We start from the raw sequence: 17,502 nt of genomic DNA on the forward strand, positions 1-17,502 counted from the left end.
CGGAAGTGCGAGGATGATCGCCGTGACCAAGCAGGTGCCACTGGGGCCGGATCGCCGGGACGCGATCGCCGACGCCGCGATCCGGCTGGTGGCCGAGCGCGGGTTGCGCGGGCTGACGCACCGCGCGGTGGACTCCGAAGCCGGCCTGCCGCCGGGCTCCACGTCGTACTACCTGCGGACGCGCAGCGCCCTGCTGACCGCCTGCGTGAATCGGATGCTCGATCGCGACCTGACCGTGGTCGCGCCACCGGACACCACCCTGCCGCCGGTCGACCTGGTGACCGCGATGGTCGTCGGCCTGGCCGCAGAGCGGCCGGCGGACCTGCTCGCCCGCTACGAGTTGTCGCTGGAGGCCAGTCGGCAACCAGAGCTGCGGACGGCGATCGACACCGCCGGCCGGCAGCTCCGCATCCTCCTCGGCCAGCTACTCGCCCACCTCGGCGTACCGGACGCCGAAGCCGCCGCCTGGCCGCTGGCCGCGATGCTGGACGGCCTGCTCTACGACCGCGTCGCCGGAGCCGGCACCACCCTCTCGGACGAGGCCTTCACCACCGGCGTCCGGCGTACGGTCGCCGCCGTACTGGACGGGCTGGTCAGCGGCGCCCCGTCACGCTGACCCAGGCCGACATGCGCCGGAGGGCAGGAACCAGGCAGCCGACTTAAAGTCGAACAACCGTCATTTCTGCCCTGGGGGGACACCATGGTCGAGTCGGCTGCGCAACGCTTCGCCCGGATCACCAGCGCGGAGCGGCCGAAGGACAACCGGATCCTGATGGAGCGCGCGGTCGTGCTCGGCGCGAGTATGGCCGGCCTGATGGCGGCGCGGGTGCTCAGCGATCACGCGGACGAGGTGCTGATCGTCGAGCGCGACACCACCGGCGATTCGACCGAACCGCGACCCGGCGTACCGCAGGGCAGTCAGGTGCACGCGTTGCTGCCGGCCGGGCAGGCGCAGCTCGACCGCTGGTTCCCCGGGTTCACGAGGGAGGCCCTCGACGCGGGCGCGACCAATCCGCCGCCCGAGGAGAGCCGCAACTACGTGAACGGCGTACGGCGGCCGCTGCCGCCACCCGACAGCGTCGGCTCCGCCCTGGTCAGCACTCGGCCGTTCCTGGAGTCGATGGTCCGCCGGCGCACGTTGGAGATCGGCAACATCCGCATGGTGCACGGCCGCGCCGACGGGATCGAGATCACCGACGACCGGGTCACCGCGGCGCGGTACCAGCCGGACGGGACCAGCGGCCCGGAGTCCGTCGTCACCGTGGCCGCCGACCTGGTCGTCGACGCGACCGGCCGATCCAGCCGGCTGAGCGACTGGCTCGGCGCAGCCGGGTGGCCGCAGCCGCCGATGCAGCGGATGCCGATCAAGCTCAACTACGCCAGCGCGCTGTTCCGGCGCGATCCGAAGATCTCCGACATCGGCGTCTCGATCGCCTCGAACCAGCCCGGTAGCGGCCGGCCGCTGCGGCAAGGCGGCATCCTGGCCGTCGAGGGCGAGCGCTGGCTGGTCCTCGTCGCCGGGTACGCCGACGACCGGCCGACCCGCGATATCGAGGATTTCCGGCAGCGCTGCCGCAACGACTACCCGCCGGACTTCGCGGAGATCGCCGACCACGGCGAGCTGCTCGGGGACGTGATCACCTGCCACCAGGCCGACAGCCGACGCCGCGACTACCACCTGCTCGACCGGATCCCGGCCGGACTGATCGTGGCCGGTGACGCGGTCGCGTCGTTCAACCCGATCTACGGCCAGGGCATGACGTCGGCGACCCTGCACGCGTCCTGCCTGTCGGCGTACCTGCGCTCGAACCCGCCCCTCGAGTACGCCGCGCGCTCGTACTTCAACGACGTCAGCGTGGTCGTCGACGTCGCCTGGCAACTCTCGACCGCGGCCGATCTCTCGCTGCCGCACGTCGACGGCCCGTACCCGCGCGGCTATCGGCTGACGCAATGGATCTCGGCGATGATCTACGACGCCACGGCCAAGGACCAGACGCTCAACGCCCAGTTCAACCGGGTCGTCACGATGCTCGACCACCCGAGCAAACTCGCCGCTCCGCAGAACCTGCTGCGGGCGCTGCGCTGCAAACTGCTACCGGGTACGACGTAGCCAGAGCAGCCCGAGGATCGGCAGGACCAGCGGCACGAAGCCGTACCCCTGCCCGAAGTGCGACCACACGGTCGCGTCCGGGAAGTCCTCCGGGACGGCGTAGCTGAACGCGCCGATCCCGATCACGCCGACCAGCTCGATCACGATCGCGATCGTCGCGACGCGGCGGGAGAGCACGGTCGCCTTGGCCAGCGCGAACGTCGCGGCGCAGTAGATCACCGCGGCGAGCGCCGACAGCAGGTACGCGATCGGCGCCTCGTCGAACTGCGTAGCGATCTGGACGCCGGCCCGCGCGGTGGCCGCCAACGCGAAGACGCCGTACACGAGGACGAGGATCCGGCCGGGGCCCTGGCGCGTGGCCTCCGGCGTACTCACGCGGCCCAGACCTCGTACAACCGCAGCTCCAGCACCGGGACGACGAAGCAGGCGACGGCGAGCGCGCCCGCGCCCCAACGGCTGCTCTCGGCGAGCGCCCACAGCGTCCCGACGGGCAGCACGAGCAGGGCGCCGATCAGGTAGCCGACGAAGTACGGGCCGGAGACGTCCCGATCGGTGCCGACCAGCTGGATGATGCCGACGACCAGCTGACCGAGCAGCGCGACCTCGATCACGCCGACCGCGCCGAGCAGCGGCCAATCGATCCGCTTGTCCCGAGCGGCCAGGACGACGGCGTACGCCATCGCCAGCAGGCTGAGCGCGACCAGGACCCAGGTGAGCGGTTCGTACACGTTCTAGAGGATGTCACCCGGGGTGTAGGCGGCCGCTTCGGGGTGGCGCTTGGCGAGCTCGTCGATCCGGCCGACGACGGCGTTCACCTGGGCGACGGCCGCGCCGGTGAAGGACAGCGGCTCGCCGACGATGCCGACGATCTGCTCCTCGGTGAGACCGAGGCGACCGTCCGCGCCGAGGCGGTGGAAGAGGTCGTTCCCGGCCAGGCCCCTCCGCAGGTCGAGCGCGGTGGCGACCGCGTGCTCCTTGATCACCTCGTGGGCGGTCTCGCGGCCGACGCCGTTCTTCACGGCGGCCATCAGCACCTTGGTGGTGGTCAGGAACGGCAGGTACCGCTCCAGCTCGCGGCTCACGACGGCCGGGTAAACGCCGAACTCGTCGAGCACGGTCAGGAACGTCTCGAACAGGCCGTCCAGCGCGAAGAACGCATCCGGCAGGGCGACCCGGCGGACGACGGAGCAGAAGACGTCGCCCTCGTTCCACTGGTTACCGGCCAGCTCGCCGGCCATCGAGGCGTACCCGCGCAGGATGACGGCCAGCCCGTTCACCCGCTCACAGGACCGGGTGTTCATCTTGTGCGGCATCGCGGAGGAGCCGACCTGGCCCTCCTTGAACCCCTCGGTGACCAGCTCGTGCCCGGCCATCAGCCGGATCGTGGTCGCCAGGCTCGACGGGCCGGCGGCCAGCTGCACCAGCGCGGAGACGACGTCGTAGTCCAGCGAGCGGGGGTAGACCTGGCCGACGCTGGTCAGCGTGTTGCTGAAGCCGAGGTGCTGGGCGATCTCGCTCTCCAGCCGGTCCAGCTTGGCGGGGTCGCCGCCGAACAGGTCCAGCATGTCCTGCGAGGTGCCGACCGGGCCCTTGATCCCGCGCAGCGGGTAGCGCTCGATCAGCTCCTCGAGCCGGGCGACCGCGACCAGCAGCTCATCGGCCGCCGAGGCGAACCGCTTACCGAGCGTCGTCGCCTGAGCCGCGACGTTGTGCGAGCGGCCGGTCAGCACCAGCGCCGCGTGGTCGGCCGCGAGCTGCCCGAGCCGGACGGCGGTCGCGACCGCGCGATCGCGGACCAGCTCCAGGCCGGCCCGGATCTGCAGCTGCTCGACGTTCTCCGTCAGGTCCCGGCTCGTCATGCCCTTGTGGATGTGCTCGTGCCCGGCGAGCGCGCTGAACTCCTCGATCCGCGCCTTCACGTCGTGCCGGGTGACCCGCTCCCGGGCCGCGATCGACTCCAGGTCCACCTGGTCGACGACCCGCCGGTAGTCCTCGATGACGCCGTCCGGGACGTCGACGCCGAGCTCCTTCTGGGCCGTCAGCACCGCGAGCCACAGCTGCCGCTCGAGCACGATCTTGTGCTCCGGCGACCACAACTTCGCCATGCTCAGGCTGGCGTAGCGCGACGCGAGAACGTTGGGGATCCGGGGCTTCACAGGGCTCGACACGCCACCATTCTCCCAGAAGCTCAGACGGTGATTTCTCCCCGGGCGGCCTTCAGGGCGATGTCGGTGCGGTGCTGGGAGCCCTTGATCCGGATCTGGCCGACGGCGGCGTACGCGCGCTGGCGGGCTTCGTCGAGATCCTTGCCGGTGGCGCTGACCGCGAGGACGCGGCCGCCGGCGGTGACGAGCTCCTCGTCGGCGAGCGCCGTACCGGCGTGGAAGACGCGGACGTCGTCGCCTTCGGCCTGGTCGAGGCCGGCGATCGCGTCGCCGCTGCGCGGGCTGGCCGGGTACTTCTTGGCGGCCAGGACGACGGCGACCGCGGAGCCGTTCTTCCAGCTCAGCTTGTCGTAGTCGCCGAGCTTCCCGGTGGCCGCGGCGAGCAGCAGACCGCCCAGCGGCGTCTTCAGCATCGGCAGCAGGGCTTGGGTTTCCGGGTCGCCGAAGCGGCAGTTGAACTCGATCACCCGCAGGCCGCGCGAGGTCAGCGCGAGACCGGCGTACAGCAGACCGCTGAACGGCGTCCCGCGGCGGCGCATCTCGTCGACCGTCGGCTGCAGCACCTTGTCGGTGATCTCGGCAACCAAACCGTCCGGTGCCCAGGGCAACGGCGTGTAGGCGCCCATGCCACCGGTGTTCGGGCCCTCGTCGTTGTCGCCGAGCCGCTTGAAGTCCTGCGCGGGCTGCATCGGCAGCACCGTCGTCCCGTCGGTGATCGCGAACAGCGAGACCTCCGGGCCGTCGAGGAACTCCTCGATCAGCACCTGCTCGCAACCGGCCGCGTGCGCCAGCGCCTCGTCCCGGTCCGACGTGACCACGACGCCTTTACCGGCGGCGAGCCCGTCGTCCTTCACGACGTACGGCGGCCCGAACGCGTCGATCGCCTCGGCCGCCTGCTCGGGCGTCGTGCACACGTAGGCCCGCCCGGTCGGCACGCTCGCGGCCGCCATCACGTCCTTGGCGAACGCCTTCGAGCCCTCGAGCTGCGCGGCGTCCTTGGACGGCCCGAAGACCGCGATCCCGGCCGCGCGGAGCGGGTCGGCCAGCCCGGCGACCAGCGGCGCCTCCGGCCCGACGACGACCAGATCGACCCCGATCTCGGTCGCCAGTGCGACCACGGCCTCGTGATCGGCGACGTCCACCGGCCGGCAGACGATCGTCTGCCCGTCGTACGCCGGGTGCAGCGCGGCGATCCCCGGGTTACCCGGCGCCGCCACCACCTCTTCGACGTCGCCATCCTGCGCCAGCGCCCACACCAGCGCGTGCTCGCGGCCGCCCGTACCGATCACCAAGACCTTCACGGGCGCTCAGCCTAGCGTGCTTTGTCCGGCGGCGTGCCGTCGTCCCGATGCCGGGGCGGAGCCTGCGGCCGCCGGTGCGCCCAGACCACCCCGACCACCAGCAGCACGAACGCCAGCACCACGCCGACCGTCGCACCGACCTCGGGCCGACCGAACAGGTACCCGAGCAACGCCCCGCCGGCGCCGAGCAGCATGATCGCCACCCAGCCGAGGGCTAATGCGTCGCCGCCCGTGCCGAGGTCGCGCAACCGCTTCTCCAGCGAACGTCCGCGGCTGGTGAACATCAGTACCTGCAAGCTGATGATTGCTGCTAGCAACAAAAGCAGCAGGTAGCCGATCACCCCGGGTAATGCCAGTAATAGCGGGCGTTCGCCGTCCAGGTGACCGGGAAGGTGGTGTGGTTGGTGAAGGCCGGGCCCTTGCCGCGGGCAAGTTCCAGAGTGCGAGTGAGCTGCAGGGCGAACGGGTGCTGGTTGTCGTCCCACCACTGCTCGAACTGGGTGATGCAGGTCTGGTTGGTGAAGTACGGGTTGGAGCAGGAGTGCGGCGGCGACCACTTCTGCAGGTGCCGGAAGTTGACCTTGCCGCCGATCGTGCCGCGCGCGTCCAGGCAGTAGCCGGTGGCCGGGATCGTCCAGCGGACGTAGTGCTGGCGGCCGCCGTTCGACGGGATCGGGGTGAGCTTTCGGCAGTTGGCGTCGCCGATGTACTCCGACGTCACGCGCTGGACGCCGGTGACCGGGCGCCCCGGGCCGTCGCTGTATCCCTCGAGCATGACCCAGTCGCCGTCCCGGACGAACCGCTCGGCCGACTTCGGCGGCCAGGGCTTCGGGTCACCCCAGGAGATGTCCGAGGTGGTCGCGTTCTGCGGCGCCCAGGCCCACTGCCCGGCCGCGGAGTCACCAGCCCAGTACTGACCGGCGGCCTTCTCGAACATCAGTGAGTACTGCCCGTAGTTCTCGGGCGCGGCGGTGGCGGTCGGGGCGCTCAACGACGCCGCCAGGACCGCCACCACCACGACGAGCAATTTCATCCGCATGAGATTCCACGCTAGCCCAGAATCGGGTCTACCCGCCGAGCACCTCGTGCAACTTGACGGCGAACTCGGCAGGCTGCCCCGGCATCCCGTATTCGTCGCCGAGGAACCCGCCGTGGTTGCTCGGGAACGTCACGACCTCGAGCCCGAGCCGCTCCGCGACACCCCGCCCGGCGCGCCCGGCCAGCTGATTCGCGGACTCCTCGCCGACGCCGATGATCAGCAGGTCCTTGACGTCGGCCAGCGCCGCGAAGTCCGGCTCGTACGACGTCGTCCCGCGAAGGTTCTGCGCGAGCAACGCGTCGTCGCGGGAGCCGTCGTCCTCGGTCGGCAGCCCGAACATCGCCGGGTCCGGCGCCGGCTGCTCGGTGTAGTCGGCGGACAGCTCGCCCTCGAACCCGACGATCGCGATGAACTTCGCCATCCCGGCGCCCATCCCGTCGCGGTAGTAGGTCTGGTAGATGTCCTCGGTCGCGGCGGTGACGGCCTCGCGGTCCGGCAGCACACCGACCAGCGGCGGCTCGTGAGCCACCAGCAGATGGATCAGATCCGGCCGGGTCGCCGCCAGTGCGAGCCCGTTCACCGCGCCGCCGCTGCTGGCGAAGATGTCCACCGGGCCGGCGCCGAGCGCCTCGATCAGCGCGACCAGATCGGCCGCGTGGATATCCGGGTTCAACTCCCCCGAGTCCGTCCGCGTGCTCCGCTCGACCCCGCGCGGGTCGTACGTCACCACGGTCCGATCGGTGAAATGCGACGCCAGCGTCGGGAATCCGCTGGCCCCCATCGGCGTCCCGATCATCAGCAGCACCGGCCGCTCCCGATCGGTCAGCTCCCCGCGCACGTCGTACACCAACGTCGCGCCCTCAACCTCGAGCTCCGGCATGTGCCCTCCTCCACTGAGACCTGGTGCTCGCGACCTTAGCCGCCGACCCGCCGGCCGAGGCTCAGGCGCGGGGGCGTTTGAGGAGGACGGCGACCTCGATGGCGGCGCCGGGGGCGACCGAGCCGACGGCTTCCCAGCCTTCGCGGCCGAGGGCGTTGAGCTGTTCTTCGAGTTGCTCGTACTTGAAGCCCTTGAGACCGATCTGCAGTTTCAGCGCCTTGTATTCCCACTGGGTGACCATGAGTCACATGGTGCCGCGTTCCGGGCGTGCGGGTCCGGCGACCCGCCTGGTGGTGGGGGGTGGGTAGCGGCAGGGTGCGGGCTGCTTAAGGTGGGGGGCATGACTGACAAGCCAGAGATCGACTTTCCGGACGGGCCGCCGCCGGCGGATCTCGAGATCACCGACATCACCGTGGGCGACGGCGACGAGGCCAAGGCCGGCTCGCGGGTCAACGTGCACTACGTGGGCGTCGCGCACTCGACCGGCGAGGAGTTCGACGCGTCGTACAACCGCGGCGCGCCGCTGGGCTTCCAGCTCGGCGTCGGCCAGGTCATCCAGGGCTGGGACACCGGCGTCCAGGGGATGAAGGTGGGCGGCCGCCGCAAGCTGGTCATCCCGCCGCACCTGGGGTACGGCGACCGCGGCGCGGGGAACGCGATCAAGCCCGGCGAGACCCTGATCTTCGTGGTCGACCTGCTCAGCGTCGGCTGACACCGGTTCGGCGTACCGCCGAGAGCCCTCGCGATCCGTCACACTGACGAGGATCGCGGGGGCTCTTCGCGTAGTTGTACTCATCCGCCACGCCCAGCGGTCGATTTGACTGAGAGGCATGACGACGATGGCGACAACGACGGCCGCGCGGACCGACTGGACGCGGTACGCCGCACTCGGCGCGAAGGTGCTGATGTTCGCACTGCTGCTGACCGCGCTGATCTGGCCCGACCTGAGCGGGATCAAGGGCAAGGCCTCCACCGCCCGGCTGATCGTGTACCCGATCGGCGCGATGGTGTTGCCGCTGTGGTGGTGGGCCTACGGGCGCGCTCGCAGCAAAATGCACGACTCGTTCCCGTGGCCGGCCGACCTGCTGCTGACCCTGCCCTGGCTGATCGACCTGCTCGGCAACCGGCTCAACCTCTTCGACACGGTCACCTGGTGGGACGACGCGATGCACTTCGTCCTGTGGGGCTTCCTGACCGCCGGCGCCCTGCTCGCCTTCGCACCGCGCAACCTCTCCCGCGGCCTGACCGCCTTCGTCGCCCTCGGCTTCGGCGCCACCGCCGCGGTCATCTGGGAACTGGGCGAGTACGTCGCCTTCGTCCGCAACTCCCCCGAGCTCCAGACCGCCTACACCGACACCCTCGGCGACCTCACCCTCGGCACCCTGGGCGCGCTCATCGCCGGGCTGGTCCTCCACCGCTGGACTTCCACCACCCACTAACCGGCCCGGGCGCCCACCGCGACCGCTCAACATCGGCCGCCGCTCCGCCCTTGGTCGGTGATGCCGGTCGGCCAGGCCATCACAATCGGGGGCTGCGGCCGGCCTCAGGCGGGGCCGCCCGCCGCGGCGGTCATTGTGATGGCGTGGCGGATCGCACTCTCAGCGGTCGGTCGGGCGGCAGACGCCGGTTGCGGCGGCGGAGGCGGCGAGGGCGGCCGCGGCTGTGTTGGCCGCGACCTCGGAGACGCGGTCGGTGCGGGTGGTGTGCCGGCCGATCGGGACGACCATCGGGGAGCCGGCGACCGGGTCCGGGATGATCTTGACCGAGAGGCCGAAGACGTCCTGGACGACGGCCTCCGTGATCACGTCGCTCGGGTTGCCTTCGGCAACGATCGCGCCGCTCTTCATCGCGATCAGGTGGTCGCCGAATCGGCAGGCCTGGTTGAGATCGTGCAGCACCAGCACGATCGTCCGCTGGTCCCGCTTGTTCAGGTCGACGAGCAGGTCGAGGACCTCGAACTGGTGGGTCAGGTCGAGGAAGGTGGTCGGCTCGTCGAGCAGCAGGATGTCGGTCTCCTGCGCGAGCGCCATCGCGATCCAGACCCGCTGCCGCTGACCGCCGGACAGCTCGTCGATCGGCCGGTCCGCGATCGACAGCACGTCGGTCGACGTCATCGCGTCGGCGACCGCCTCGTCGTCCGACTTCGACCACTGCCGGATCCAGCGCGTCCGCGGGTAGCGGCCGCGGCCGACCAGGTCGGCGACCGTGATGCCCTCGGGCGCGGTCGGCGACTGCGGCAGCAGACCGAGCTTGGTCGCGACCTCACGGGTCGGGATCGACTGGATGCTCTTGCCGTCCAGCAGCACGGTGCCCTTCGACGGCTTGAGCAGCCGCGCGAGCGTCTTCAGCAGCGTGGACTTGCCGCAGGCGTTGGCGCCGACGATGACCGTGATCTTCCCGGTCGGGATCCGTACCGACAGGTCGTCGATGATCTGCCGCTGGTCGTAGCCGACCGCGAGGCCCTCGGCCGCAAGACTGTGCTCCACAAGGTTCTCCATCTCAGCCGCCACTTCCCACCCGGTTGGCCCGAGCCAGCAGGAACATCAGGTACGGCGCGCCCACGACGCCGGTGACCACACCGACCGGCAGCTGCGTCTCGCCGAAGGCGTGCTGCGCGATCAGATCCGACAAGGCGATCACCAGCGCGCCGATCAACGCGGACGCGATCATCGCCGGCCCCGGCGACCGGGTGATCCGGCGCGCGATCGGCGGTGCGACGAACGCGACGAAGCCGATCGGCCCGGCGGCCGCCGTCGCGACCGCGGCCAGCAGGACGCCGACCACGATCAGCCCGAGCCGCGAGCTCTCCACCTTCAGGCCGAGCCCGTACGCCGTCTCGTCGCCGAGCTGCAGGATCCGCAGCCGCTGGACCAGGATCACCACCAGCGGCACCGTCAGCACCAGCGTGATCGCCATCGCCCGCACGTTCGTCCAGTCGCGGCCGTTCAGCGAGCCGGTCAGCCAGATCAGCGCCTGCTGGGCGATCTCGACCCGCGCCTTGGTCAGCAGGAACGACGTGATGCTGGTCGCGATCGCGCCGATCCCGATCCCGATCAGGATCAGCCGATAACTCGACACCCCGTGCCGCCAGGCCAGGACGTACATGGTGAAGGCGGTCAGGATCGCACCGACGATCGCGAGCCCGGAGACCGCGGCGCCGGTCAGCCCGAGCGTGACGATCGCGAAGACGGCGAACGCGCTGGCGCCGTACGTGACGCCGATGATGTCGGGGCTGGCCAGCGGGTTGCGGGCGATGCTCTGGAAGATCGCGCCGGACATCCCGAGCGCGGCGCCGACCATCAGGCCGGTCAGGGCCCGCGGCAGCCGGAGCCGGTTCACGATGAACTCGGTCGCCTTGTCGCCGCCGCCGAACAGCGTCTTCACGACATCGATCACCGGGATCTTGAAGTCACCCAGCGACAGCGAGACGCAGAAGGTGGCGAACACCAGGACCGCGAGAACGATCAGGACGACGACGTTGCGCGCGTGCCGGGCCGCGCGGGCCCGGGTGATGAGCTGGACTGCTTCGGCCGTGGTCGTCACAGGTCTGCCAACTTCCGTCGCCGGACCAGCGCGATGAAGAACGGCGCGCCGATGACCGCTGTCACGATGCCGACCTGCAGCTCACCGGGCAGCGCGATGACGCGGCCGATCACGTCGGAGCCGAGCAGCAGGATCGGGGCCAGCAGCATCGAGTACGGCAGGATCCACCGGTAGTCGGGCCCGGTGACCAGGCGCGCGATGTGCGGGATGGTCAGCCCGATGAAGCCGATCGGCCCGGCGGCCGCGGTCGCGGCGCCACACAGCAGGACGACGACGACCGCGACGAACAGCCGGGCGAGGCCGACGCGCTGCCCGAGCGACTTCGCGACCTCGTCACCGAGGGACAACGCGTTCAGGACGCGGCCGGAGATCAGCGCGAGCGCGATCCCGACCAGGACGAACGGCGCCACCTGCTCGGCGATCTCCGCGCCGCGGCCGGCCAACGAGCCGACCGACCAGAACCGGAACTGGTCGAAGGTGTTCACGTCGCCGATCAGCAGCGCGGTGGTCAGCGAGCCGAGCATCGCCGTCATCGCGGCGCCGGCCAGCGCGAGTTTGACCGGAGTCGCGCCTTCGCGGCCGAGCGAGCCGAGGAAGTACACCGCCACCGAAGCCGCGGCCGCGCCGACGAACGCGAGCCAGACGTACGCCGTCAGGCTGGACAGCCCGAAGAAGTAGATGCCGCCGACAACGAAAAGCGCGGCGCCGCCGTTCACCCCGAGGATGCCGGGGTCGGCGAGCGGGTTCCGGGTGACGCCCTGCATCAGCGCGCCGGACAGGCCGAGCGCGGCGCCGACGAGCAGGCCGATCACCGTCCTGGGCACGCGGAGTGAGTGCACGATCACGTGATCGGTGTTCGACTCGTCGTAGTGGCGCAGGGCATCGATCACCGTCGACAGCGGGATCTGCTTGGAGCCGATCGCGATACTGAGCAGGGTGATCAGCGCCAGCAACGCGACACAGACGACCAGCCCGAGCACCAGCGTGGCCCTCCGGGTCCGGCGTGGACGCGGCGGCGCGTCGGCAGCGGTCGTGTCACGACCGGCCGAATCGACAGCGGCACTGGGCGGTGGCATAGGGGTTTCGGAATCCTCTTAGGTAAGGCTAACCTGCAGGTGCCTCAGAATAACCCGGTCGTCCATCGGCCCGCACCTGAGTCCGCCATGCACTGTTGGGGAGAACCGGAATGACCGCTGTCGTCGACCAGCCGATCGTGTTCGATTCGCTGTTCGTGACCGTGTCCGCGATCGAGGATCTGAGCCCGCACCTGCGGCGCGTGACGTTCGTCGCACCACGGCTGACCGAGGCGGTCACCGCCGGCCCGGACCAGCGGATCAAGATCCTGCTGCCGCCGCCGAACGGCGCCCGGACGAAGCTGCCGTCCGGCCCCGAGTGGTACGCCGAATGGTGCGCCCAACCCGTCACGGACCGTTTCATCATGCGTACGTACACGATTCGCGCGCTGCGCCCCGCGGCCGGCGAGATCGACATCGAGTTCGTCCTGCACGGCGTCAACGGGCCGGCTTCGGCCTGGGCGACCGGCGTCCAGCTCGGCCAGGAGATCGGCATGCTGCTGCCGTTCGCGGTCGACACCACCAGCCGCAAGGGCCTGTTGAACTCCGGCGTGGACTACGTGCCCCCGGCGTCCAGTCTGCATCGGCTCCTGGTCGCGGACGAGACCGCGCTCCCCGCGCTGACCGGCATCCTCGAGCAGCTGCCGGCCGACGTCCATGCCACTGTGTTCGCGCAAGTACCCGACCAGCGCGACATCCGCCGGATGCCGACGCCCGGCACCGCTGACATCAGCTGGATCACCGCGCCCGCGGACGAGTCGATTCCGTTGCTGGCGGCACTCGAGTCCGCGGAGCTCGCCGGGAGTCTGGACTTCGCCTGGGTGGCCGGCGAATCCGCGATGATCAAGGCGGTCCGCCGGCATCTGGTCAACGTGGTCGGGTTGCCGAAGTCCGCGATCTCCTTCCAGGGTTACTGGAAACGCGGCGAGGCGATCGACGACTGACAGGCGGTCCGGAGGAGCCCGTAGCTCCTCCGGACCGCCTGGAGCGTCCTGAGTCTGCTACCTCAGGACGGGTTCTCCGCGTGGGTGAGCGTCTCCCACGCGACGAACAAGGCGTTCGTCCCGGCCGGACGGCGTGATTCGGTGATCGCCTGGGTGTTCGCCATCGCGATCCCGAGCCGGGTGTGCAGCGCGTTGTAGCCGACCTCGGTGGTCGGGCCGAGGCCGCGCTTCAGCGCACCGCCGCAGAGCCAGGACGGCACCGGCTCCAGGTTGCGCTCCCACTTGGACTGGAAGCCGAGCGCCTGGCGCAGCCGCTCGCCGTACTCCGGGTACATGTCGATGCCCTGGATCCGGGCGGTCTCCAGCACGTGCGAGATCGACGAGATGCCGTAGCCGGCATGGGTGAAGTCGCGACAGGTCTCCTGAGTCAGACCGGTGACGAACGTGCCCTGCTTCTGCCAGTACTCGACGATCTTGGCGCGGGTGTTCAGGTTCTGGCTCGGCACCGTCCGCGGCAGCGCGCCGTCGGACTCCAGGTACACGTACGCCGGCGCCCGGTTCGCGAACAGCGAGATCGCCTTGTCATAGATGGCCCGATCCTCCAGGAAGACGCCGATTCCCTGCAGCGCCTCGATGATCACCAGTTCCCAGTTGCCGTTGGAGTTCGAGCCGTTGATGATCTCGGGCACGTAGACGTTGCGCAGCATCGTCCCGAACCGGCCCGAGTTCGGCCAGTTTCCGTAGGCGTGCTTGATGATCTCGGCCGCCTTCGGCCAGGACGCGGCCGACCAGCCGGTCTGCAGCGGCGCGTTGCTGTTGGTGTGATCGCGGATCGTCGCCGACCACGCGTCCATCAGCTGGATCGACTTCTGCGCGTACCGCACGTCGCCGGAGATGTACCAGACCAGCGCGGTCGTGTACGCCGCGATCGCGTCCTGCCGCTCGTCGGTGCAGCCGTTGTTGGGGTTCGAGACCGGTCCACACTCGACCACCGCGCGCGGCTTCGGCGTCCGCGACAACGAGCCGTAGGCGCTGTTCCGGGCCTGGTTGTAGGCGTTCGTCCACGGCTGCGCGCCGGCCTGCACCTTCGCCTTCACGAAGTCCAGCTGCGCCCGGCTGACACCGACACCCGGATGCGCGAAAACAGCCGGCGCCTCAGCCGGCGCTGCTTCCACGGGCTTCGCAGTTGCTGGGCTGCTCAGAGCGCCGGCCGCCAGGCCGGCACTCACCACAGCCACGAGAAGAGCCTTCACTCTCATGGGCGGATTCCTTGTTCTCGGGGGCGGAAGGCTCTGCGGCTCCCCCCAGAATCCGCAGAGTCTTTTCGGAAGTTTGACGACGGACGGTAAGCACGTCAACATCTCAGCAGGCATTACTTCACGCTGGAACGATTGACCGTTTCTTCCCAGTTCAGTGGAACAAAGTGAGGATTTGTCCCATGAAAAGACGTCAGTTCCTGACCGTTGGAACCGCAGTCGTGGCCGCCCCGGCACTACCCTCCGTAATCACCTCCGCCGCCGCGGCACCGCCGCCGAGCAGCCTGCCGTCGCGGGCCTCGATCGTTGCCGTGGTCCGCCGGGTCGCGGATCACTGGATCGCCACCCACAGCAACTCCGGCGACAACGGCTGGGCGCGCGCGACCTTCTTCAGCGGCCTGATGGCCGCACACAAGCCGACCGGCGAGGTGCGCTACCTGAACTACGCGCGCGCCTGGGCGGAGCGGCACAACTACGGCATCCCCGGCGGCGTCAGCACCCGGCACGCCGACAACCACAACTGCATCCAGACCTACCTGGATCTCTACGATCTCGAGCCCTCGGCGAACAAGTTGACCGCGGCAACGGAGACGCTGAGCCGGATGGTGAACAGCACCAAGATCGACGACTGGTGGTGGTGCGACGCACTGCACATGGCGATGCCGCCGTTCGCCCGGATCGGCCGGCTGCGCGGCGATCCGGCGTACTGGCGGAAGGTCTACCAGCTCTACAACCACAGCAAGCGGAACCGGAAGCTGTGGATCCCGTCGAACGGCCTGTGGTACCGCGACGAGCGCTTCCTGCCGACCGGAATCCTGTCCCCGAGCGGGAAGCCGGTGATCTGGTCGCGGGGCGACGGCTGGGTCGCGGCCGGTCACGTGAAGACCCTGAAGGCGCTCCCGGCCGATCAGGCCAATGTCGCCGAGTACAAGACCGGCCTGACGCAACTGGTGGGTTCGTTGCGGTCGATCCAGCGCTCGGACGGCTTCTGGAACGTCAACCTGGCCGACCCGCAGCACCTCCCCGGTCCGGAGACCAGCGGGACGGCGTTCTTCGCGTACTCGACGGCGTACGCCGTCCGCGCCGGGTTGTTGCCTTCGGTCACCTATCTGCCGATGGCGGCCCGGGCCTGGAACGGGATGGTCGAGACCGCGGTCCACCCGGACGGGTTCCTCGGGTACGTGCAGAAGGTCGGCGACCGGCCGGAGTCGAACCAGCCGGTCAACTACGAGTCGACGGCGGACTTCGGCGTCGGCGCATTCCTGCTCGCGGGCGCGGAGCTCGCGTTGCTGACGAACTGATCCCGCGGGGCCCAGGTCAGGCCTGGGCCCCTACGGGTGCCCGAGTTGTTTGGTGATCCGCTCGACGACGACGGCCACGGCGTACCGCGGGGTGCCCGGCGGCTCGACGTCCGCCCAGTCGCCGACATACTTGGCCGCGATCGCCTTCTCCAGAGCCAACTCCGGGTCGGGGGTCAGCTCGTCGATCCGGCCGCGCAGCTCGAGGTAGTACGTCGGCCGGGCCGGGTCGACGATCAGCACCGAGATGGCCGGGTTCCGGCGCAGGTTGCGCAGTTTCTGCCGGCCCTCGACCAGGCTGATCCGGACCTGTTCGCCGTCCCAGAGGAACCACTGCGGCGTGATCTGCGGCTCGCCGTTCTTGCCGATCGTGCCGACCACCGCGATCGCGGTCGAGGTCAGCAGGTCGTTGAATTCAGCCGGGATCTCCACAGCGCGAGACACTACCCCCGGCTCAGTTCAGCTGGGTCGCCAGCTCCGGAGCGCGGACGCCGGCGGCGTCCAGCAGGGCGCCCGCCGTCCGGACGCCGATGCCGCCGAGCTCCTGGGCCCGGACGACGGCCCGGGCGGCACCGCCGTCGTAGATCAACGTGAGCTGGATCGCGAGCGTGGCCGCGTCGTCAGCACCGGCCATCAGCAGCTCCCGGTGGAAGAAGTCGGTCAGCTGCTGCTTGAAATGCCGCGCGACCACCGACCCCGGGTGTTCGGGATCCTTCAGCTCGACCGCGGTGGCGACGTACGGACAACCCAGGAAATTGCCTTCGGCAACAATCTCGTCCTGGCGCTCGAAGACCGCGAGGATCCGGTCCCGCGGCGGGCGGTCGTCGGCCGGGCCGGGGCGCAGCATCGCCTCGTACTGCGGGCCGCGATTGGCCAGGCTCTCGGCGATCAGCTCGTCCTTGGAGCGGAACAGCTGGTACATCGACTTCTTCGAGACCCCGGCGGCCTTGCAGAGCGCATCCACACCGATGTTCACGCCGTCGCTGTAGAAGAGATCGCCCGCGGCCTCGAGAAGACGTTCGCGGGGTGTCGCCGAAGTGCTCATACGACGAGGGTACCGGGTCGATTTGAAGTTTGAAACCGATCGGTTTACGTTTGTGGAAACAGATCGGTTTCTAGCTTGGGAGATGTTCGGAATGACCTCACTCGAAGGCGCCGTCGCGCTCGTCACCGGTGGTCAGCGCGGGATCGGCGAGGCGCTGGTCGCTGGGCTGCTCGCCCGCGGCGCGGCCAAGGTCTACGCGACCGCCCGGACGCCGCGGCCGAGCGCGGACCCGCGCGTCGTCCCGCTACCGCTGGAGGTCACCGACGCGGCCTCGATCGCGGCGCTGGCCGCGGCGGCGCCCGATGTGACCGTGTTGATCAACAACGCCGGCGCGGGCGCGCCGGACACCTACCTGGGCGCCACGACCGACGACGTCCGGGCCGTCTTCGAAGCGAACTTCATCGGCCCGCTCGAGGTGACCAGGGCGTTCGTCCCGATCATCGAGCGCAACGGCGGCGGCCACATCCTGAACGCGCACTCCGCGCTGTCCTGGATCGGCCGGCACGGCGCGTACTCGGCGACCAAGGCCGCCCTCTGGCTGCAGACGAACGGGCTCCGGCTGGAGCTGCTCGACCGTGGCATCGCTGTCACCGGACTGCATATGGGGTACGTCGAAACCGACATGACCGCCGGCCTCGACGTCCCCAAGGCGCTGCCGGCCGACGTCGCCCGGCAGGCCCTCGACGGGATCGAATCCGGAGCGTACGAAGTGCTCGCGGACGACACCGCGCGCGGAGCCAAGGCGCTGGCTTCCCGCGACCTCGCCGAGACTTATCCAGAGCTCCTGCGGAACTGACAACGTATGTCCACTGGGCGCACGGTTGGGACCGCTGACCGCAGGACGGCGG

General features: G+C 69.8%; 21 protein-coding genes. 7 read left to right on the plus strand and 14 right to left on the minus strand.

What is annotated here, in order from left to right; translation table 11 throughout:
- Nucleotides 1–22: 22 nt before the first annotated feature.
- Together ACZ6ZD_RS06475 and ACZ6ZD_RS06480 are read left to right on the plus strand one after the other, a co-directional pair.
- Nucleotides 23–616 carry a TetR/AcrR family transcriptional regulator gene (locus ACZ6ZD_RS06475; protein WP_465668979.1) on the plus strand — a complete coding sequence of 198 codons (594 nt, stop codon included), beginning with the start codon at nt 23–25 and terminating at the stop codon, nt 614–616.
- An 84-nt stretch (nt 617–700) separates the two neighbouring features.
- Nucleotides 701–2,110: an FAD-dependent oxidoreductase gene (locus ACZ6ZD_RS06480; RefSeq protein ID WP_465668981.1), complete on the plus strand. Its 1,410-nt coding sequence runs from the start codon at nt 701–703 to the stop codon at nt 2,108–2,110.
- Here ACZ6ZD_RS06480 and ACZ6ZD_RS06485 read toward each other — a convergent pair.
- From ACZ6ZD_RS06485 to ACZ6ZD_RS06520, 8 genes are all read right to left on the minus strand, one after another.
- Nucleotides 2,093–2,485: a hypothetical protein gene (locus ACZ6ZD_RS06485; protein ID WP_465668983.1), complete on the minus strand. Its 393-nt coding sequence runs from the start codon at nt 2,483–2,485 to the stop codon at nt 2,093–2,095. The genes ACZ6ZD_RS06480 and ACZ6ZD_RS06485 overlap by 18 nt on opposite strands.
- A complete protein-coding gene (locus tag ACZ6ZD_RS06490) occupies nt 2,482–2,838 on the minus strand; it encodes a hypothetical protein (protein ID WP_465668985.1) in 357 nt (118 codons plus the stop codon). The genes ACZ6ZD_RS06485 and ACZ6ZD_RS06490 overlap by 4 nt, the downstream gene beginning before the upstream one ends.
- Nucleotides 2,839–2,841: 3 nt before the next feature.
- Nucleotides 2,842–4,278, minus strand: coding sequence for an adenylosuccinate lyase (purB, locus tag ACZ6ZD_RS06495; RefSeq protein ID WP_465668987.1), 1,437 nt, complete (start codon nt 4,276–4,278; stop codon nt 2,842–2,844).
- Between the two features lie 20 nt (nt 4,279–4,298).
- Nucleotides 4,299–5,576: a phosphoribosylamine--glycine ligase gene (gene purD, locus ACZ6ZD_RS06500; protein ID WP_465668989.1), complete on the minus strand. Its 1,278-nt coding sequence runs from the start codon at nt 5,574–5,576 to the stop codon at nt 4,299–4,301.
- A gap of 11 nt (nt 5,577–5,587) precedes the next feature.
- Nucleotides 5,588–5,860, minus strand: a complete 273-nt coding sequence (locus tag ACZ6ZD_RS06505) for a hypothetical protein (protein ID WP_465668991.1) — start codon at nt 5,858–5,860, stop codon at nt 5,588–5,590.
- A 53-nt stretch (nt 5,861–5,913) separates the two neighbouring features.
- The gene (locus ACZ6ZD_RS06510) at nt 5,914–6,615 is read right to left on the minus strand and encodes a hypothetical protein (RefSeq protein WP_465668993.1); all 702 of its coding nucleotides are present in this window, start codon (nt 6,613–6,615) and stop codon (nt 5,914–5,916) included.
- 28 nt (nt 6,616–6,643) lie between these two features.
- Complete coding sequence (locus ACZ6ZD_RS06515; protein ID WP_465668995.1) at nt 6,644–7,495, minus strand: alpha/beta fold hydrolase; 852 nt, start codon at nt 7,493–7,495, stop codon at nt 6,644–6,646.
- Nucleotides 7,496–7,556: 61 nt separating this feature from the next.
- Complete coding sequence (locus tag ACZ6ZD_RS06520) at nt 7,557–7,736, minus strand: DUF4177 domain-containing protein (protein WP_465668997.1); 180 nt, start codon at nt 7,734–7,736, stop codon at nt 7,557–7,559.
- A 99-nt stretch (nt 7,737–7,835) separates the two neighbouring features.
- On the opposite strand from ACZ6ZD_RS06520, the gene ACZ6ZD_RS06525 reads away from it, so the two are divergent.
- Nucleotides 7,836–8,207: an FKBP-type peptidyl-prolyl cis-trans isomerase gene (locus ACZ6ZD_RS06525; RefSeq protein WP_171673932.1), complete on the plus strand. Its 372-nt coding sequence runs from the start codon at nt 7,836–7,838 to the stop codon at nt 8,205–8,207.
- A 118-nt stretch (nt 8,208–8,325) separates the two neighbouring features.
- Nucleotides 8,326–8,934, plus strand: coding sequence for a DUF2238 domain-containing protein (locus ACZ6ZD_RS06530; RefSeq protein WP_465668999.1), 609 nt, complete (start codon nt 8,326–8,328; stop codon nt 8,932–8,934).
- Between the two features lie 159 nt (nt 8,935–9,093).
- Here ACZ6ZD_RS06530 and ACZ6ZD_RS06535 read toward each other — a convergent pair whose 3' ends face one another.
- From ACZ6ZD_RS06535 to ACZ6ZD_RS06545, 3 genes are read right to left on the minus strand one after another with little or no spacing between them, the layout of a single operon-like run.
- The gene (locus tag ACZ6ZD_RS06535) at nt 9,094–9,993 is read right to left on the minus strand and encodes an ABC transporter ATP-binding protein (protein WP_465669001.1); all 900 of its coding nucleotides are present in this window, start codon (nt 9,991–9,993) and stop codon (nt 9,094–9,096) included.
- Nucleotide 9,994: 1 nt separating this feature from the next.
- On the minus strand, nt 9,995–11,038 hold the full coding sequence (locus ACZ6ZD_RS06540) for a FecCD family ABC transporter permease (protein WP_465669003.1): 1,044 nt from the start codon (nt 11,036–11,038) through the stop codon (nt 9,995–9,997).
- Nucleotides 11,035–12,114, minus strand: a complete 1,080-nt coding sequence (locus ACZ6ZD_RS06545) for a FecCD family ABC transporter permease (protein ID WP_465669005.1) — start codon at nt 12,112–12,114, stop codon at nt 11,035–11,037. Before ACZ6ZD_RS06545 ends, ACZ6ZD_RS06540 begins: the two co-directional genes overlap by 4 nt.
- Before the next feature lie 110 nt (nt 12,115–12,224).
- On the opposite strand from ACZ6ZD_RS06545, the gene ACZ6ZD_RS06550 reads away from it, so the two are divergent.
- On the plus strand, nt 12,225–13,055 hold the full coding sequence (locus ACZ6ZD_RS06550; protein ID WP_465669007.1) for a siderophore-interacting protein: 831 nt from the start codon (nt 12,225–12,227) through the stop codon (nt 13,053–13,055).
- A 62-nt stretch (nt 13,056–13,117) separates the two neighbouring features.
- On the opposite strand, the gene ACZ6ZD_RS06555 is transcribed toward ACZ6ZD_RS06550, so the two are convergent.
- Nucleotides 13,118–14,314 carry an alginate lyase family protein gene (locus ACZ6ZD_RS06555; RefSeq protein ID WP_465669009.1) on the minus strand — a complete coding sequence of 399 codons (1,197 nt, stop codon included), beginning with the start codon at nt 14,312–14,314 and terminating at the stop codon, nt 13,118–13,120.
- 179 nt (nt 14,315–14,493) lie between these two features.
- On the opposite strand from ACZ6ZD_RS06555, the gene ACZ6ZD_RS06560 reads away from it, so the two are divergent.
- The gene (locus ACZ6ZD_RS06560) at nt 14,494–15,612 is read left to right on the plus strand and encodes a glycoside hydrolase family 88 protein (RefSeq protein WP_465669011.1); all 1,119 of its coding nucleotides are present in this window, start codon (nt 14,494–14,496) and stop codon (nt 15,610–15,612) included.
- 30 nt (nt 15,613–15,642) lie between these two features.
- On the opposite strand, the gene ACZ6ZD_RS06565 is transcribed toward ACZ6ZD_RS06560, so the two are convergent.
- Nucleotides 15,643–16,041: a PPOX class F420-dependent oxidoreductase gene (locus ACZ6ZD_RS06565; protein ID WP_465669013.1), complete on the minus strand. Its 399-nt coding sequence runs from the start codon at nt 16,039–16,041 to the stop codon at nt 15,643–15,645.
- Between the two features lie 22 nt (nt 16,042–16,063).
- Nucleotides 16,064–16,654, minus strand: coding sequence for a TetR/AcrR family transcriptional regulator (locus ACZ6ZD_RS06570; protein WP_465669015.1), 591 nt, complete (start codon nt 16,652–16,654; stop codon nt 16,064–16,066).
- Nucleotides 16,655–16,745: 91 nt separating this feature from the next.
- On the opposite strand from ACZ6ZD_RS06570, the gene ACZ6ZD_RS06575 reads away from it, so the two are divergent.
- Nucleotides 16,746–17,450 (plus strand): SDR family oxidoreductase, encoded by a 705-nt coding sequence (locus tag ACZ6ZD_RS06575; RefSeq protein WP_465669017.1) that lies wholly within the window; start codon nt 16,746–16,748, stop codon nt 17,448–17,450.
- Nucleotides 17,451–17,502 lie beyond the last annotated feature (52 nt).

It is taken from the genome of Kribbella sp. NPDC104218, from assembly GCF_055584105.1.

What these genes read in the sequence shown, in the direction of transcription:
- ACZ6ZD_RS06520 (WP_465668997.1), bottom strand. Translation starts at nt 7,736, where the DNA reads ATGGTCACCCAGTGGGAATACAAGGCGCTGAAACTGCAGATCGGTCTC.
- ACZ6ZD_RS06560 (WP_465669011.1), top strand. Translation starts at nt 14,494, where the DNA reads ATGAAAAGACGTCAGTTCCTGACCGTTGGAACCGCAGTCGTGGCCGCC.
- ACZ6ZD_RS06505 (WP_465668991.1), bottom strand. Translation starts at nt 5,860, where the DNA reads ATGTTCACCAGCCGCGGACGTTCGCTGGAGAAGCGGTTGCGCGACCTC.
- ACZ6ZD_RS06480 (WP_465668981.1), top strand. Translation starts at nt 701, where the DNA reads ATGGTCGAGTCGGCTGCGCAACGCTTCGCCCGGATCACCAGCGCGGAG.
- ACZ6ZD_RS06535 (WP_465669001.1), bottom strand. Translation starts at nt 9,993, where the DNA reads ATGGAGAACCTTGTGGAGCACAGTCTTGCGGCCGAGGGCCTCGCGGTC.
- ACZ6ZD_RS06510 (WP_465668993.1), bottom strand. Translation starts at nt 6,615, where the DNA reads ATGCGGATGAAATTGCTCGTCGTGGTGGTGGCGGTCCTGGCGGCGTCG.
- ACZ6ZD_RS06555 (WP_465669009.1), bottom strand. Translation starts at nt 14,314, where the DNA reads ATGAGAGTGAAGGCTCTTCTCGTGGCTGTGGTGAGTGCCGGCCTGGCG.
- ACZ6ZD_RS06550 (WP_465669007.1), top strand. Translation starts at nt 12,225, where the DNA reads ATGACCGCTGTCGTCGACCAGCCGATCGTGTTCGATTCGCTGTTCGTG.
- ACZ6ZD_RS06525 (WP_171673932.1), top strand. Translation starts at nt 7,836, where the DNA reads ATGACTGACAAGCCAGAGATCGACTTTCCGGACGGGCCGCCGCCGGCG.
- ACZ6ZD_RS06530 (WP_465668999.1), top strand. Translation starts at nt 8,326, where the DNA reads ATGACGACGATGGCGACAACGACGGCCGCGCGGACCGACTGGACGCGG.
- ACZ6ZD_RS06570 (WP_465669015.1), bottom strand. Translation starts at nt 16,654, where the DNA reads ATGAGCACTTCGGCGACACCCCGCGAACGTCTTCTCGAGGCCGCGGGC.
- ACZ6ZD_RS06575 (WP_465669017.1), top strand. Translation starts at nt 16,746, where the DNA reads ATGACCTCACTCGAAGGCGCCGTCGCGCTCGTCACCGGTGGTCAGCGC.
- ACZ6ZD_RS06545 (WP_465669005.1), bottom strand. Translation starts at nt 12,114, where the DNA reads ATGCCACCGCCCAGTGCCGCTGTCGATTCGGCCGGTCGTGACACGACC.
- ACZ6ZD_RS06515 (WP_465668995.1), bottom strand. Translation starts at nt 7,495, where the DNA reads ATGCCGGAGCTCGAGGTTGAGGGCGCGACGTTGGTGTACGACGTGCGC.